Origin of the sequence: uncultured Sneathiella sp., from assembly GCF_963973085.1 — a bacterium.
Taxonomy (GTDB): domain Bacteria; phylum Pseudomonadota; class Alphaproteobacteria; order Sneathiellales; family Sneathiellaceae; genus Sneathiella.
Genome location: NZ_CAXAXA010000008.1, coordinates 49667 through 65465, shown reverse-complemented (window position 1 = coordinate 65465; position 15799 = coordinate 49667). Strand labels below are relative to the sequence as shown.

Here is a 15799-nt window from a genome sequence, read left to right as displayed (position 1 = left end):
GCGGCGTGATGGTAAAATATAAAATCACTAATCGTATTCTTCCCATTCTTGCTGTTATCCGGTTGTGACTTGATTTTCGGACATTGAGTTGTGACGGCTTATACTTTTATCATTTAACAAAGTTACCGGTTATGGATGTTTATGCCATAATCCCTACGCAATAGTTTAATTATGATTGGGTAAAATTGTTGCCCTTTGTAAGGTTTGAAGGATTGAGAGCTTGTCCATAAGATCAACCATAAAAATCTTCGGTTTTGCTGCCGTCGTCATGTTGGTGTCCGCATGTGAAAATGAGAAGAAGGAGGCTGCGGCTCCATCCGCTGCGCCGGCGGCGGAAGTAGGATTCGCGACATTACAGCCTTCCACAATCAATCTGGTGGCCGAAATGCCCGGACGGACTGTTGCATTTCGCAAAGCCGATGTGCGCCCTCAAGTTGACGGCATTATCAAAAAGCGCAGCTTCAATGAAGGGGCCTATGTAGAGGCGGGGCAACAACTCTACCAGATTGACAAGGATAAATATCAGGCTGAGCTGGATGCCGCCCTGGCGGAGTTGGCCCGGGCGCGCGCAAATCTTGAACTGGCGACGAAGACCCGCATACGGTATGAGGCATTGCGCAAATCGCGTACAGCCAGCGAGCAGAGCTACGATGATGCCGTCGCTGCGGAAGCGCAAAGCAAGGCGGCGATCGCCTCCGCCCAGGCCGGCGTTGATAAAGCCCGTATTGAACTCGACTATACAAACGTAGTGGCGCCATTGTCTGGCCAGATCGGGGCTTCAAGCGATTCTGAAGGTGCTTTGGTCACTGCCAGCCAGGCCGAGGCGCTTGCCACGATTACTCAGCTTGACCCCATTTATGTCGATGTGACCCAAGCGGGGGGTAAGCTCCTTAAAATCAAGGACGCTATCGCTACGGGGCGCGTCACGGGAGTGGATGAAGCGAATATCGAGGTTCGGCTCGTATTGGATGCGACGGGTCAGAAATATCCGCTTGCCGGCAAGCTGGAATTTTCTGACGTAACCGTTAATGAAACGACGGGATCCGTCCGGTTGCGTGCCGTGTTTCCGAATCCGGAAAAGATTTTGCTGCCGGGCATGTTCGTTCGGGGGTATGTCGATCAGGGGCGTATTGAGAATGCGTATCTTGTCCCCCAGCGCGCTGTTATGAGGCGCCCCGACGGAGGCGCTTATGTCTATCTTGTCGGCGATGAGAATAAAGTTGTTTCAAAAGATGTTACTATCGAGCAATCACGCGACGAAGACTGGGTTGTAACGGCAGGTGTCGATCCCGGAGATCGTGTTATTGTCGATGGGTTGCAGCGTATTGCTCCTGGAATGGCGGTTACCCCCAAAGACGTTGACGCTGACGTCGCTTCACCCAAAAGCACCAAAGGTTGAGGACGGTATAGATGGCCAGATACTTTATTGATCGCCCGGTCTTTGCCTGGGTGATCGCCTTGGTGATCATGCTGGCAGGTGGCATATCGGTCCTGCAATTGCCGGTCGAGCAGTATCCATCGATAGCGCCGCCCTCAGTTCAGATTTCCGCCGTCTATCCCGGCGCTTCGGCCCTGACGGTTGAGAATACCGTGACGCAGAATATCGAGCAGGAGATGAATGGTCTCGACAATTTGCGTTATATGTCGTCTACCAGCGACTCTACGGGTACGTCTTCCATTACCTTGACCTTTAATCCGGAGACAGATCCGGATATCGCTCAGGTCCAGGTCCAGAACAAGCTACAGGCCGCGACATCGCGGCTACCGACGGAAGTACAGCAACAGGGTATCGTCGTTTCGAAATCCAGTGGCTCCTTCCTGATGGTGATCGGATTTGTTTCGAGCGGCGGCGGCATCAGTGCATCGGATCTAGCGGACTATGTAGTGACCTCAGTGAAAGATCCGATTGCCCGCATCAATGGGGTCGGCAGCGTAACCGTGTTCGGGTCGCAACATGCGATGCGCATTTGGCTCGACCCAAACAAGCTGATCAGCTACGGCATTACCGTATCGGAGGTTCGTAGTGCGATTGTTGTTCAAAACACAGAAGTATCTGCAGGCCAGATTGGCGGGGCTCCCTCTGTTTCCGGCCAGCAGATCAATGCCACGATTACGGCTCAAAGCCGTCTGCAAACCCCAGAGGAATTTGCCAATATTCTGCTCCGCGTCAACACGGATGGTTCTCAGGTAAGACTCGGGGATATCGCCCGGATTGAAATTGGGGCCGAAAGCTACGATACCGTTGCCCGGTACAACGGGCAGGAAGCGGTCGGAGTCGGCATTAATCTCGCCACCGGCGCCAACGCGTTGGAAACTGCAGAATCTGTGGAAAAGCGCATTAATGAATTAAAAGCATTTTTCCCTGCCGATGTCGAGGTTGTCTATCCTTACGATACGACACCGTTTGTCCGCGTTTCAATTGAAGAGGTTGTCAAAACTCTGTTTGAGGCGATTGTCCTCGTGTTTCTTGTCATGTTTCTGTTTCTTCAGAATCTGCGGGCAACTCTTATTCCGACCATTGCGGTGCCTATCGTGCTCCTCGGTACATTCGGGATTCTGGCAGCCTTTGGCTATTCCATAAATACTTTGACGATGTTTGGGATGGTGCTGGCGATCGGCCTCCTTGTCGATGACGCGATTGTGGTTGTGGAGAATGTGGAGCGGGTCATGGCGGAAGACGGACTGCCTCCACGCGAAGCCACTCGTAAATCCATGGGTCAGATTACCGGGGCGTTGGTCGGTATTGCGCTCGTACTCTCCGCCGTGTTTATCCCGATGGCCTTTTTCTCTGGATCGACCGGTGCCATTTATCGGCAATTTTCCATTACCATTGTTTCGGCGATGATCTTGTCTGTGGTCGTTGCAATTGTGCTTACGCCTGCGCTCTGTGCAACGATCCTGAAGCCGGCAAATGGCGGCCCGCATTCAAAGCGCGGCTTCTTCGGCTGGTTCAATCGTGGTTTTGATTCTGTCAATCGTTTCTATCAGGGTAGCGTTGGCCACGTGGTTAATCGTAAATGGCGCTACCTGTTGATGTATGCCATCCTGATTGGCGGGCTTGCTTTCCTGTTCATGCGATTGCCCACCTCATTCCTTCCCGATGAAGATCAGGGAATTATGTTTGCAATGATCCAAACTCCGGCTGGAGCCTCTCAGGAACGTACGGTTGATGTTCTCAAAAAACTTGAGGAGTATTTTCTGGAAGACGAGAAGGAAAATGTTGCCGGAATTTTTACTGTCGCAGGGTTCAGTTTTGCCGGAAACGGGCAGAACTCGGGCATTGCCTTTGTGAACCTTAAGGACTGGTCTGAGCGGACGAGCCCGCAGCAGTCGGTAAAGGCCGTTATCGGCCGCGCCTATGGCGCTTTTGCAAAGATACGCGAAGCAATGGTGTTTGCTTTTGCGCCGCCTGCTATTCTTGAACTCGGTGTTGCAGGCGGGTTCGATATGCAGTTGGTGGATCGTAGTGGAATAGGGCATGACGCCTTGACCGCTGCGAGAAACCAGTTGTTGGGAATGGCGGCACAAAATCAGAAGGTCGCCGGAGTTCGGCCAAACGGTCTTAGCGATACGCCGCAGTTTGATATCAATATTGATCAGGAAAAAGCAGGCGCGTTGGGGCTCAGCATTGCTAATATTAATCAGACTCTGACCGCGGCCTGGGCACCATCATATGTCAATGATTTCATGGAAAACGGGCGAGTGAAGAAGGTGTATATGCAGGCGGACGCCCGCTACCGCATGATGCCGGATGATCTGGACAACTGGTATGTCAGAAATGACAAGGGTGAGATGGTTCCATTCGCGGCGTTTGCATCTACCCGTTGGAGTTTCGGGTCCCCGCGGCTTGAAAGGTTTAATGGCGTTTCTTCCCTGAATATACAGGGTTCTGCGGCACCTGGAGTGAGTTCAGGAGAGGCCATGATTGCGATGGAAGAGATGGTTTCGAGGCTCCCTGCGGGCGTTGGGTTGGAATGGACAGGCCTGTCCTATGAAGAGCGGGCGGCAGGCGAGCAGGCACCTGCTTTATACGCCCTGTCTGTTATTGTCGTATTTCTATGTCTCGCGGCGCTTTATGAAAGTTGGTCGATACCGTTCTCGGTGCTCATGGTGGTACCGCTCGGTGTACTGGGGGCTGTGATTGCAGCCTTGTTAAGGGGATTACCCGACGACATCTATTTTCAAGTCGCGATTTTGACAACAATCGGTTTGTCAGCGAAAAATGCTATCCTGATTGTCGAATACGCGCGAGATCTGCATGATCAGGGTATGGAATTGATGGCGGCAACCGTCGAAGCAGCGCGGCAGCGGTTGAGACCGATCATCATGACGTCTATGGCTTTTACCCTTGGCGTCCTTCCTCTGGCGTTGAGCACAGGTGCTGGCGCTGGGGCGCGAAATGCGGTCGGTACCGGCGTTATCGGCGGTATGCTTGCGGCGACAATTCTGGCAATTTTCTTCGTCCCGTTGTTTTTCATGATCATCGTCAGGATTTTTTCGAAGAACCGCAGGACAATTGGCAACTCTCCAGCTGTATCCGAGGAGCCTGATGGGCGATCATAGCTCTATAGGATTTAACAGACCGGTTACGATTCATAAATTTAATCTGCAATAATATGCGTTGGGTCGTCCGGCCTATCCCGGCCATGAGTTTGTCTGTCGGGCTCGTTTCCCGTCGATAGCGTTATGGCTGCCGACAGTCCTTGGATACAAGGTTTGATTTGTGGGTCGTTCGGGACTCTGATCCCTCTCAGCTTGCTCACTAATGACAATTTTCCCGAAGCATGACATTATTTTATATAGCTTTGCGGAAGGGGCGTGTTAGCGGTCCATTACCTCTGCTCAGCACTTTTATGAATTAAATAGTGAAGGATAGCGTCATGCGTTGGCGGGGCGGGCGGCGTAGCAGCAACATAGAAGACAGGCGCGGGCAGCGCACAAGTGGAAATGGCCGAAATCGTGGTATTCCCATTCGTCTGCCAAGAGGGCGCGGAGGCAAGCTAGGTATTGTGGGCATTCTTGCTATTGTCGGAATTTCCCTTTTTCTTGGCATTGATCCGACAGTCCTTTTGCAGGGCGGTCATCAACAAGGAGGCATGCAGTCAGCGCCCCAATCAGATATGCCACGCACGGGGGCAAATAATGAACTGACGGAGTTTGTCTCTGTTGTGCTTGCGGATACTGAAGACACCTGGCGTGTCCTGTTCGCGAATGCAGATCAAACATATCAGGAGCCGACGCTGGTATTATTTTCCAATTCGGTTCAGTCCGCGTGTGGATTTGCGCAATCGGCTATGGGGCCGTTCTATTGTCCGGGTGATCAGAAAGTGTATCTGGATCTGTCTTTCTTCACGGAACTGCAGAACCGGTTCGACGCGCCCGGCGATTTCGCGCAGGCCTATGTCATTGCGCATGAGGTGGGGCATCATATTCAGACGCTACTTGGTATTTCGCAAAAGGTTCACGAACAGAGAGGCCGCCTGAGTGAAGCAGAGGGCAACAAACTGTCTGTCCGGCTTGAGCTGCAGGCAGATTGCCTCGCCGGTGTCTGGGCATTTCACGCCGATCGTACACGTCAAATACTTGAAGAGGGAGATATCGACGAAGCGCTCAACGCCGCGACTGCTATTGGTGATGACCGGCTGCAAAAGCGGGCGACGGGTATGGTCGTGCCGGATTCCTTCACCCATGGTTCTTCTGCCCAGCGTGTCCGTTGGTTCAAGACGGGTTTCAAAGATGGGAATGTGAACGGCTGCGATACTTTTTCAGTAAAGGACCTGTAAGGTAATTTTCCGGTGCGGGCGCCTTCAAGTTCCGCACCGGAAGTTTCTATTGAAATAGATAATTGGGCAGCCACAAGGCAATTGCCGGGAACAGTACAATCAGGAACAGTCCCGCCAACTCGACCACCGTATATGGCCCGACAGACCAGTAAATATCCTTCATCGTCACATCGGGAGGAGCAACTGATCGTAAGTAGAAAAGGTTGAACCCGAACGGCGGTGTCATATAGCTGATTTCCATCATGACAACGAAAAGAATGCCAAACCAGACCGGATCGAAACCATGACTTGCGACCAGCGGCAGGAAAACGGGCAGGGTAATCAGCATGATACCAACAGGATCGAGAACCATTCCCAGGATAAACAGAACAAACATCATGAAACCGAGCGCTCCCCATTTCCCGCCCGGGATCTGTTCGGTCAGGTGAGTGATGAACTCTTCAGCTCCCATTGCGGTATAAGCCATAGAGTAGGCATGCGCCGCAAAGACAATCCAGGTGATGATGGTCGTAAGCCGAAAGGTACGAAGCGAGGATTGCGAAATTACTTTCCACGTCAGTTTGCGATTTATAATGCTTGCAATCAGCGCTCCGAAAACGCCGACAGCGGCAGCTTCGGTAACGGTTGCATAGCCCCCAAATATCGCTCCAAGAACAATGAAGATGATAAAAATGGGCAAAAAGACTGAACGCAGTGCCGAAATTTTCTCGCTCCAGCTCGCACGCTCTTCCGGTGGTAGTGCTGGACCCAGATGAGGCTGGAACCAGCATCTGACGCCAATATAAATCGATACCAGTGCAAACAAAAGCAGACCCGGAAAAACGCCGGCGGCGAACAGTTTGCCAACCGACACCTCCGTAATCAACGCATATAGCACCATCAAAATGGAAGGCGGGATCAAAATTCCCCAGCCGCCGCCAGCATTGATGGCCCCCAATGCAAGCTGTTTATCATATCCCCGTTTAAGCATTTGCGGGAGAGCGATAGTCCCCATAGTGACGACGGCCGCGCCCGAAATGCCGGACATGGCCGCAAAAATTGTGCAGATGCCGACGGTACCAATGGCCAGGCCGCCGCGCACCCCGCCCCACCATAAATGCATCATTCGGTAGAGATCATGCGCCACGCCGCTGCGCTCGAGCAGCATCGCCATGAAAACATATAGCGGGATTGCAATGAGAGAGGATGTTTCCATCAGGTCCCACATTTTTGACGCTATCAGATAAAATGCGATGGGGCCTTGTTCAAAATAGAGGAAAATAACAGACAGGCCGCCGAGGACGAATGCCAAAGGCACACCCAGCATGATGAACAGAAACAGGAGGCCGAAAAAGAGGAGGGTAAGAACCTCGATACTCAGGAGTTCATACATCACACAGACTCCTTTTCGCCGGTATCGTCATCAACTACCGGTCCGAATGCACTTTCATCCACCTCACGACCCATTAGTATCATGATATCCGCTATCAGTTTCACAATTCCCTGCAACAGTAATAAAATCGCTGCCACGAAAATCATGGACTTGGAGGGCCAGATCGGAGGGCGCCAGGTTGTTTCGTAGCTAACCTCAAGTCGTGATATACTGTCATACGCCATCGAATAGCTCTCACTTAAAAGGACACCGAGGAAAAGAAAGAACAGGAAAGAGGTGGCAATGTCGGTCAGCGCCTTTTTCCGCGCTGAGAAATGAGCGTAAAACAAATCGACGTTGACGTGATCCCGCCGGGCAAGCAGATAACCGCCACCAATGATCGCATAGACACCAAAGATCATTTTTGAGGCTAGTGCGGACCAGGATATAGGGCTTTGCGTTACATAACGCATGATCACGTCGCTCAAGAGTAGAATGAACAAGATGAGGACGACATAGCTGACCAGCCGCCCGATCCAGACATTTGTCGTCGTAACTGCGCGCGCGAATGCGGTTAAGGCAACCATGAAATTCTCCAGTTCAACTTTACTGATACTAAAAGTCGCATTTTCAGACATCGGCAAAAGTGCGACCAGTCATTTTTGTGGACGTGAATACTGGTCGCTCTCTGCGGAACCTTTTGCAATCGCCTGCAAAAGGTTCCGGAAAGCGAGTGGTCAGCTTATGCCGAAATTTTGACAGAACGGGGCGTTCTTATACGTATCCCATTCCCTTGAGGAAACTGACGAGCAATTCAGTAGCTTTCGTCGCATTTCCGCCCTTGGCGCTTTCTTCTGCCAGAATTGCGCTTGAGGCTTCAGAGAATTTTGCCAGCACGTCAGGTGGGAACTGGCTGATAGTTATGTTCTGCTCAACAAGCCCCGTCGAAAGGGCCAGCTTTTCTTTGTACTGATATTCCGTCGTGCGTTTCCAGAAACGCATATCGAGCAGGTTCAAAAATTCCGCACGAAGGTCCGGAGACAGGTTATCCACTGCCTGCTGATTCATAATCAACGTATCCATGGCGAGCCCCATAGTTGGCTTCATGTGGTACTTTGCGACTTCCCATAGGCTCATGGACATGGCGCCTTGCGCCGCTCCCCAATGAGCGCCGTCAACGACACCGCTTGCCAAGCTTGAATACAGCTCCGGACCAGCAATGTTCTGTGTTGACGCGCCCGCCGCCTCAAGGAATTTCAGATAGCTACCAGAAGACCGTAATTTCAATGCAGAGAAATCTGCTACTGAGTTTACAGGTTTTGAGACAACAAGTTCCGTCGGGTAGATTTTTTCCGCGCGGCTGACGACGCCATGCACCGCCAGATCCTCGTTAAACATATCTTCAAAACCCATGTTCTTCAGATAATGGGCAAACTCCCATGGTTCGCGAAACGTGCCCGGCACGCCGAGAGCGATCCCGGCTGTTGAGGCCTCGCCGAGAATATAGCCTGGCGAAATGGTTCCCATTTCAACCACGCCTTTGCGCACGATATTAAAAATCTCGCCGCCTTTGGCAAACTCTCCCGCACCAAATAGCTGAAGTTCAAACTGCCCTTCCGTATTTGCCTTTAGCTCTTCCGCTATGACGGCAAGGCTATCGCCATATGATGACGAGGCTTTTGGCCAATGCGACTGAACTTTCCAGGTAACTTTTTCCGCCGCCGCGGCTTTTCCGATGAACGCTGGCGCTGCAAGAACTGCTGCACCACCGGCCAACGCCCCGCGCCGACTGATAAGTGTTGTATCTTTTGTCATGATATTCCTCCCGTTGTGCCACTGTACTGATCTATCAATACATTCATATTTTTCGTTAGTTTTTATACCGCAGCAATTTTTTAGTTTTGGGAATATGCATCAGAGCAAGGGCGATATTAATTGGGATTTTGTTTATCCCTTTTAGTTATTAGGCCCAATCCCAATACATTCCGCTAAGATGATATAATAAAGGATCAAGATTGACAAGCCCGAGGGGAACGGCTGTTTTCGGGTTCTAAATCTTCGCGTATATAGCAGCTGAAACCAGAGGGAGGACTATATATAAACAGACATTATGCATGCTGAATTTGAAGCCGCTCTCACGACTTGTTGGCCGCTTGACAAGATAAATAGAAATTGAAGCGGATTCCAGAAAGTTAATTCCGTCAATATCCATCCTTTCCTTTGCATTCCTTACTACATCTATTGAGAAAGTTTGCGTCCTTATATGTGTGTGCGATACAGCCTGGTCTCGCGATACAGAATGAATAATCCGGCGCTGACGACTAGGGTCGCCCCCGCAAATTTCATCGGCCCGGGAACATCTCCCCAGATCAAATATCCGATAACGGCCGACCATATGAGAGAGAGATACTTCAGCGGCGCGACGATAGCGCCTGCCGCGAGCTGAAATGCCATTATGACGAAGAGATGGGCAAATGTCACAAGGATCCCGCCCAGAATAAACCATCCCCATTGCTGCATTGTTGGCATATGGGTGCCGAAGGGAAGGGTAACCGCACCCGCAAGCAAGGCGACGACACTGGTATAAAACATGACTGTGACGGCGCTGTCCGCGGTGCCGAGGCGGCGAGTTATGAGGTCCCGGGAAGCAGAGCATACGGCAGCAAGAATGGCAAATATGACCCAGCCTTTGAAGCCCTCGGCTTCCGGCTGAATCATTATAAGAACTCCCAGGAAACCAACGAGCACGGCGGCCCAGCGATGCCATCCAACCGGTTCGCGCAACAGGAAGGGCGACGCAGCGGTTAATAACAAAGGCGCCGAGAAAACAAGTGCCATGGTTTCCGCGAGGGGAAGGTTAATCAAGGATATCGTGACAAAAAGGCTGGCCCCGAGGGCAGCCAGGCTGCGGAACAGGACGCCTTTCGGCTGTTTCAATCGCAATATTCTAGCGCCGCCGTTCAGGTGGATTAATATCGCAAGTACTGGAAACATCCAGATACCGCGATAGAAAAGAATTTCTCCGGCATGAAAATCTGTAGTCAGCCACTTGGTGATAGCATCCTGGGTGGTTAGCAGAAATGTTCCCGCAATCATGCACAGCATACCTTTGACGGCGTTATTATCAGATGATACCGCCGTCACGAAACGATGACGTTTGTTGTTAATGAAAGTATTGGTGATAGCAAGAAATCAAGTCCCCCGAAGTAGCATATTATCTGAGTGCGTTCGGAACACAAGCCAGATAATGGACCATCGGGTAGGTTGTTGTGATTGCCCTTAGGATATGGTGAAGATAGTATCTTCTATGTTTTTGAATGCCGATGGTAAAACCTTTTTGCCTTTGCCCGGTTGCCACACATGTCCATGGCGCACCATTGCCGGCGTCTGTTTTTGCTCTCGTCCAGGAAAAGCCAGCCACAATTGTCTCCCGGGCACATTTTAACTCGACCAATCTCGGTGGGAGCCGATAGCAAGGCTGCTGCCGATATTACAATTGCGCGAATGTTTTCCCGCTATGTCTTCAGACGACAATAGCGGAATCCGAATTGCAGTGCGCGGAGTATGGCAGAGCAAGCGATATGTGAATTTTCCCCAAGCATATCAATCAGTTCCAATCGCAAATTATACGATTGTATTCTGTAATATTAGAAATTATTAGAAGAGTTATATGTGATAATCAATATTTAATATTTATGTTGAATACTATCTTTTATTGACAACCATTTTCCGGATTCATGTGGAGTGTAGATAGCAGAATGCTGCTCTCTGACTAGTATCGCCCCCCAATGATCGGTATTTTCAGGAGATGCTAAGATGGATCGAAGACCTGTGCCAGTTGACCAGGAAATCAAGTTTTTGGCCGATGAGATTATTGTTTCTAAAACCGACCTGAAAGGCCATATCACCTACACGAATGATGTATTCTGCAGGGTCGCCGAGATGTCAGCGTCGGAAGTGCTCGGCAAACCTCACAATATTATTCGGCATCCTGATATGCCACGGGCAGTATTCAAACTGCTATGGGATACATTGCAACGGGGCGAGGAAATGTTCGCCTATATCAAGAATATGTCTGCGACGGGTAAATATTACTGGGTAATCGCACATGTGACGCCCTCGTTCGATCGATCAAATAACATTGTCGGATATCATTCAAACCGGCGTTATCCAAATCAATCCGGCATTCAGAATATTATTCCGTTGTACAATGAAGTCCTAAAATTAGAGGCCAGCTGCAGTAGTCCGAAAGAGGGACTGGAAAAGGGCTTCGCACTTCTTGAAAGCAGCATTTCTGTTAGCGGCAAAAGTTATGAAGAATTTATTTGGGGAATGGTGAGTGAAGATGCTTAAAAGATTTATGAAAAAACATATGCATCAAGAAAACCAAACGAATGCGCAGGAAGAACTGGATTCAATTCGTCAGGAACTTGATACATATAAGGCAGCGTTTTCGGCCCTGTCCGAGGTGACGGTCCGCTTGAAAACTGGTGATATGGAAGCGCGCATTGTTGATTGGGACTGCTATGGTCCGCTTACCGAACCGCTTGCGGATTTCAATCGGGTGTTAGATTTAACGGATTGTTTCATTCGGGAATCAACAGCATCGCTCAGTGCGGCGACATCTGGCAATTTCTACCGGAAATTCTTGACGACCGGCATGTCGGGAAGTTTTGCAGAAGGCGCCCGATTCATGAACAAAACCAGCGAGGAGATGCAGCGCCGGGAAGTCGAGAAAGTCTCTGCGCGCCTCGCTATCGCAACAACGTTTGAAGAGAACGTCGGGCTGGTGGTCAAAACTCTTGTCGAGGCGCTAACCAGCGTTGGTGCAATTTCCCAGCAGCTCAAAGGCTTTGCGACTGACAACCAAAGCCTTGCGTCAACGGTTGCGGCCGCTGCAGAGCAGGCGACTGTGAATGTCCAAACAGTTAGCGCGGCCGCCGAGGAGCTTTCCGCATCGGTTCAGGAAATTACGCGTCAGGTTGCCTCTTCATCCGAGAAAACAATTGAAGCTTCGGGCGAGGCGGAAAAAACCTCGCATACGATTCAATCCCTTAAGGACGCTTCCGAAACGATCGGGCAGGTGGTTGATTTAATCAAGGATATAGCCGGAAAAACCAATCTCCTGGCCCTCAATGCGACGATCGAGGCAGCACGTGCCGGTGAAGCGGGTAAGGGCTTTGCCGTCGTGGCGTCCGAAGTTAAATCGCTTGCCCTGCAAACAACCAACGCAACAGGCGAGATTGGTTCACAAGTCGACTCTATCCAGGCAAGCACCGACACTACCGTTAGGGCGGCGGCTCAGATCACAGAAAAAATCCACCAATTGAATGAAATATCGGCGGCCATTGCATCGGCAACGGAAGAGCAGTCGGCTGCGACCCTTGAAATCAGCAGAAACATTCAGGAAGCCTCCCAAGGGACGCGTGAAGTTTCGACGAATATTAGTAAAGTCAATGATGCGTCAACTCAGACATTACAGGCGGTAAATGACCTAGACGCGTCAGTACAGCAGTTGAACTCGAACGTTGAAACCCTGCAGAATGAAGCAGAGACATTCCTTAAAGCTATACGGGAAGGATAAGTATCCAGTCTTAAGCTAACATTGGGTTGAGAGATAAGGTACGACTGCATTAGCGGTATAGAGAGTGTTCCGCTATAACCCGAGCGGATGGCGGCTGTAGAAAGATGCACTTAGCAGGGATATCCCGATGGCAATGAGCAGCCCGCCTCCTGCCAGGGCTGCGGTATTGGCGGCCACCTGCCAGACCGGGCTTTTATCTGCTGTGAAAGCAACGGCCTTCTGCCGTGCTCTGACAGCGAGAAACGCCAGCGTAGCCACGGCAATACCCGTTCCCGCCGACATCGCGAGCACGGCTCCGACACCAGCTATGGGAAGCGTCAGCGCTCTTGCCAGCACCAGTACCAGAATGGCGCCTGTGCAGGGCCGAAGACCGATAGCCAGTACAACGCTTATCGCGGAACGGAGATCGCGGATCTGCTCCAGCTGCTCTCCACTTGGCATATGTGTATGGCCGCAGCAATCGCCGTCTTCATGATGATGGTGATGGGAATGAGTCTCTGTTCGCGGGAAATATCGGTTCAGTAGTTGGCGTGCCGTGCGCAAGATTAGGAGACCCCCGATGGCGGCCACGAGAATATAGCTGATGCGTTCACTCCAGGCGACGGCTGACCCAGTTTCCCGGGGAATCCATCCGGCAAGATAAATCAGGCCGTAGACCAGGACTATTGCGACCAGGCCCTGACATAACGCGGCGGCGGCGGCAATGCCAACGCCACGGGAAACTCTTTGCGGATGGGTCAGCAGATAGGTTGTCAGGACGACCTTGCCGTGTCCGGGGCCGGCCGCATGAAATATCCCGTAGAGAAAACTCCCGAAGATGAGGCTCCAGGCTGCGGCCAAGCCGCCTCCATCAGTTAATGTCTTGAGAGCGGTAACAAGCTCTTCATGAAAGATACGCTGCTGCATCATGATCCAGCTTATGCCTCGGGCCCACAGGGAAGGTTCGGCAACGCCGCTTGCAGCATGGGCCTGCGATGGCATCCAGACCGACCATGCCAGCACAGCAAAAGCAACACACAGGCCGGGGACTATTTTTCCGGACATGTCAACCTGACCCGCTCAGCAAAGAAAGAGCCCAGACCTGTCTCACCCCTTACGGATGCATCGAGCATTGCCGCCTGCGCCACCACGCTCGGGTCCGGGTTGGGTGGCATAATCTTGTAGCTGCATCCCGCTGGCGCGCCGGACAGAATTACGGGATTTTCTGTTTCCGCATGAAGCATGTCGACATAATAGGTCGGATCGAAAATGGCATAGGAGAAATTATTGCCCTCCGGGGATACCGGATTTTCAAAAGGGGTTGTGAAGGACATTTCCAGCCGACCGTCGAGCATCCTTGTAGATTTGTCGGTGAGGGGCATAAGGTTGAGGACCTCGTCTTTATCCCGTGCTTCGGTGAAGTATCCATACTCTTTGAGATGCTCCATATTCACCTGCATGATTTCTTCCAGCTTTTCCGGATCCGGCGTGCCATCTCCGTCCAGATCCATCCCTTCCGTCGCATAAGCTGTGTAGTAATCATCGAAAAGCCAGGTTTGTCGCAGGCCCGTGACCATACCGTCCTCATTAAACTGAATCTCTATGGTCATATCCGTCCAGACATGAGGATGCGCCAGGACGGGGCGTAGCGGTGTCAGTATCAAAAAACTGCAGGCAATAAAAAGCAAACGCATGAACTATTCCCTGTGTGGGGACGACCAGCGCGTCAGATGACGCATTTCCTCCTAGATAGAGCAGTGGGCCGCTTTCTACAATAGAAGGCTTTGCAAGTGTTAGAACGCCGTCGCCTCCCCTCACACAGGATGATGTTTGCTTTCTGGACACTCAAAAAGTGAGGGAGTAGCCAATGAGCGCGCCGATACGGTGGTTTTTCTCTCCTTCTTCCTCCTGGTATTTATAGCCTGCGCCTACCGAAATGCCGTTCTTAAACCGATAGGCCAGTGACGTTTGGAAGACTTCCCCATTCTGTGCCTCGTCTGCATCATCGGGATTTTCATTGCTGATATAGCTATAGGTTGATCCTAAGACCCATTGTCGATAGCTGAGCTCCGCTCCAACCGTGTTGTAGGTTCGATCGTGGGGAGCTTCGCCATTCAGGTGATTTATATGGACGATCTCGCCCAGAACCCGGGCTCTCAGATCTGTGGTGAAAGCGTGTTCATATTGACCGGAAACGGTATACCGGTACTCACTCGTTTCATCCCCTTCGCCTGCGGCCTGACGGGCGAAGCCGAGGCGGTATGAAAAGCCGTCTGCAGTATCGCTGTTCTGTGAGAAAAAGTCGGACCCACCCAATGAAACTGCGAAGGATGAAAAATCTTCCGTATTGGAGACACCGCCATCACTTTTGTGGGTGACACCACGCTCATAAAGGAGAGAGTTGCTGAGAAAAGTCGTATCGGTAAAGAATGTGCTGACGTCGAGTCTGTGGGTACCGAAATTTGTCGTTTTCAATCGGCCATAGCCGCCGACGCCGATTTTCTCTCGCACCGTATATTCATCCACGATCTGATAGCCGTAAATGCCGGGCATGACATGCTGGTCAAAGCTGATAACCGGATCGAATTTACCGGCATAGGCGCCGAAATGCTCATCGTCATAATTGACGGTCAGGGCCCGCACGAAGAGAGGCGTATCCTCGAAATAGCGGTTGCTGCCGTCCAGCGTCGCCCCACCGCTGCCATGATCATGTCCGGCGGGCTCACCCTCAAGTTCAATATTCGTGTTTACGGAAAACCCGTTGCCAAATCCGTACCCCATTTCAAGGTGCGAATGGGTATAGGCCTCGTCTATTTCCTCATCCGCTTCTTCCGCTTTATAGACATGATCATAGAGAACCTTGATGTCCAGATGCCCGTAAAATCCGCTTTTGCTGTGATGATCGCTGTGGTCGTGATGATGCTCATGCCCATGATCATGATCATGATCGTGGTCATGTTTGTGATCATCGGCGGTGGCGGAGAGAGCCGGAAGCATAAAGGCGGCGAAGTAGGGGAGCAGGGGGATAAGTCTCATCGTCATCACTTTCTTATAATGAAATGTTATAACATAACAATATTAAAAAGATGGAACTGTCAAGTA

12 protein-coding genes are annotated in these 15799 nt (G+C 51.2%); 5 read left to right on the top strand and 7 right to left on the bottom strand.

Annotation, left to right across the window (positions count from 1 at the left end; genetic code table 11):
- Nucleotides 1-220 precede the first annotated feature (220 nt).
- From AACZ19_RS16655 to AACZ19_RS16645, 3 genes are all read left to right on the top strand, one after another.
- Nucleotides 221-1399 carry an efflux RND transporter periplasmic adaptor subunit gene (locus AACZ19_RS16655; RefSeq protein ID WP_339635634.1) on the top strand — a complete coding sequence of 393 codons (1179 nt, stop codon included), beginning with the start codon at nucleotides 221-223 and terminating at the stop codon, nucleotides 1397-1399.
- Between the two features lie 11 nt (nucleotides 1400-1410).
- On the top strand, nucleotides 1411-4563 hold the full coding sequence (locus AACZ19_RS16650; RefSeq protein WP_339635633.1) for an efflux RND transporter permease subunit: 3153 nt from the start codon (nucleotides 1411-1413) through the stop codon (nucleotides 4561-4563).
- 317 nt (nucleotides 4564-4880) lie between these two features.
- Nucleotides 4881-5783, top strand: coding sequence for a neutral zinc metallopeptidase (locus AACZ19_RS16645; RefSeq protein WP_339635632.1), 903 nt, complete (start codon nucleotides 4881-4883; stop codon nucleotides 5781-5783).
- Nucleotides 5784-5829: 46 nt separating this feature from the next.
- Here the strand turns inward: AACZ19_RS16645 and AACZ19_RS16640 are convergent, their stop codons facing one another.
- From AACZ19_RS16640 to AACZ19_RS16625, 4 genes are all read right to left on the bottom strand, one after another.
- The gene (locus tag AACZ19_RS16640; protein ID WP_339635631.1) at nucleotides 5830-7155 is read right to left on the bottom strand and encodes a TRAP transporter large permease subunit; all 1326 of its coding nucleotides are present in this window, start codon (nucleotides 7153-7155) and stop codon (nucleotides 5830-5832) included.
- Entirely contained in the window at nucleotides 7155-7721 is a 567-nt protein-coding gene (locus AACZ19_RS16635; RefSeq protein WP_339635630.1) for a TRAP transporter small permease subunit, read from the bottom strand. Before AACZ19_RS16635 ends, AACZ19_RS16640 begins: the two co-directional genes overlap by 1 nt.
- 187 nt (nucleotides 7722-7908) lie before the next feature.
- On the bottom strand, nucleotides 7909-8949 hold the full coding sequence (gene dctP / locus AACZ19_RS16630) for a TRAP transporter substrate-binding protein DctP (RefSeq protein ID WP_339635629.1): 1041 nt from the start codon (nucleotides 8947-8949) through the stop codon (nucleotides 7909-7911).
- Between the two features lie 444 nt (nucleotides 8950-9393).
- Complete coding sequence (locus AACZ19_RS16625) at nucleotides 9394-10239, bottom strand: DMT family transporter (RefSeq protein WP_339635697.1); 846 nt, start codon at nucleotides 10237-10239, stop codon at nucleotides 9394-9396.
- Between the two features lie 711 nt (nucleotides 10240-10950).
- Here AACZ19_RS16625 and AACZ19_RS16620 point away from each other — a divergent pair.
- Nucleotides 10951-11487 (top strand): PAS domain-containing protein, encoded by a 537-nt coding sequence (locus tag AACZ19_RS16620; protein ID WP_339635628.1) that lies wholly within the window; start codon nucleotides 10951-10953, stop codon nucleotides 11485-11487.
- 19 nt (nucleotides 11488-11506) lie between these two features.
- On the top strand, nucleotides 11507-12718 hold the full coding sequence (locus AACZ19_RS16615; protein ID WP_339635627.1) for a methyl-accepting chemotaxis protein: 1212 nt from the start codon (nucleotides 11507-11509) through the stop codon (nucleotides 12716-12718).
- A 72-nt stretch (nucleotides 12719-12790) separates the two neighbouring features.
- On the opposite strand, the gene AACZ19_RS16610 is transcribed toward AACZ19_RS16615, so the two are convergent.
- From AACZ19_RS16610 to AACZ19_RS16600, 3 genes are all read right to left on the bottom strand, one after another.
- Nucleotides 12791-13762 carry a nickel/cobalt transporter gene (locus AACZ19_RS16610; RefSeq protein ID WP_339635626.1) on the bottom strand — a complete coding sequence of 324 codons (972 nt, stop codon included), beginning with the start codon at nucleotides 13760-13762 and terminating at the stop codon, nucleotides 12791-12793.
- Complete coding sequence (locus tag AACZ19_RS16605; protein WP_339635625.1) at nucleotides 13747-14391, bottom strand: DUF1007 family protein; 645 nt, start codon at nucleotides 14389-14391, stop codon at nucleotides 13747-13749. The genes AACZ19_RS16610 and AACZ19_RS16605 overlap by 16 nt, the downstream gene beginning before the upstream one ends.
- A gap of 151 nt (nucleotides 14392-14542) precedes the next feature.
- Nucleotides 14543-15733, bottom strand: a complete 1191-nt coding sequence (locus tag AACZ19_RS16600; protein WP_339635624.1) for a hypothetical protein — start codon at nucleotides 15731-15733, stop codon at nucleotides 14543-14545.
- Between the last annotated feature and the right edge of the window lie 66 nt (nucleotides 15734-15799).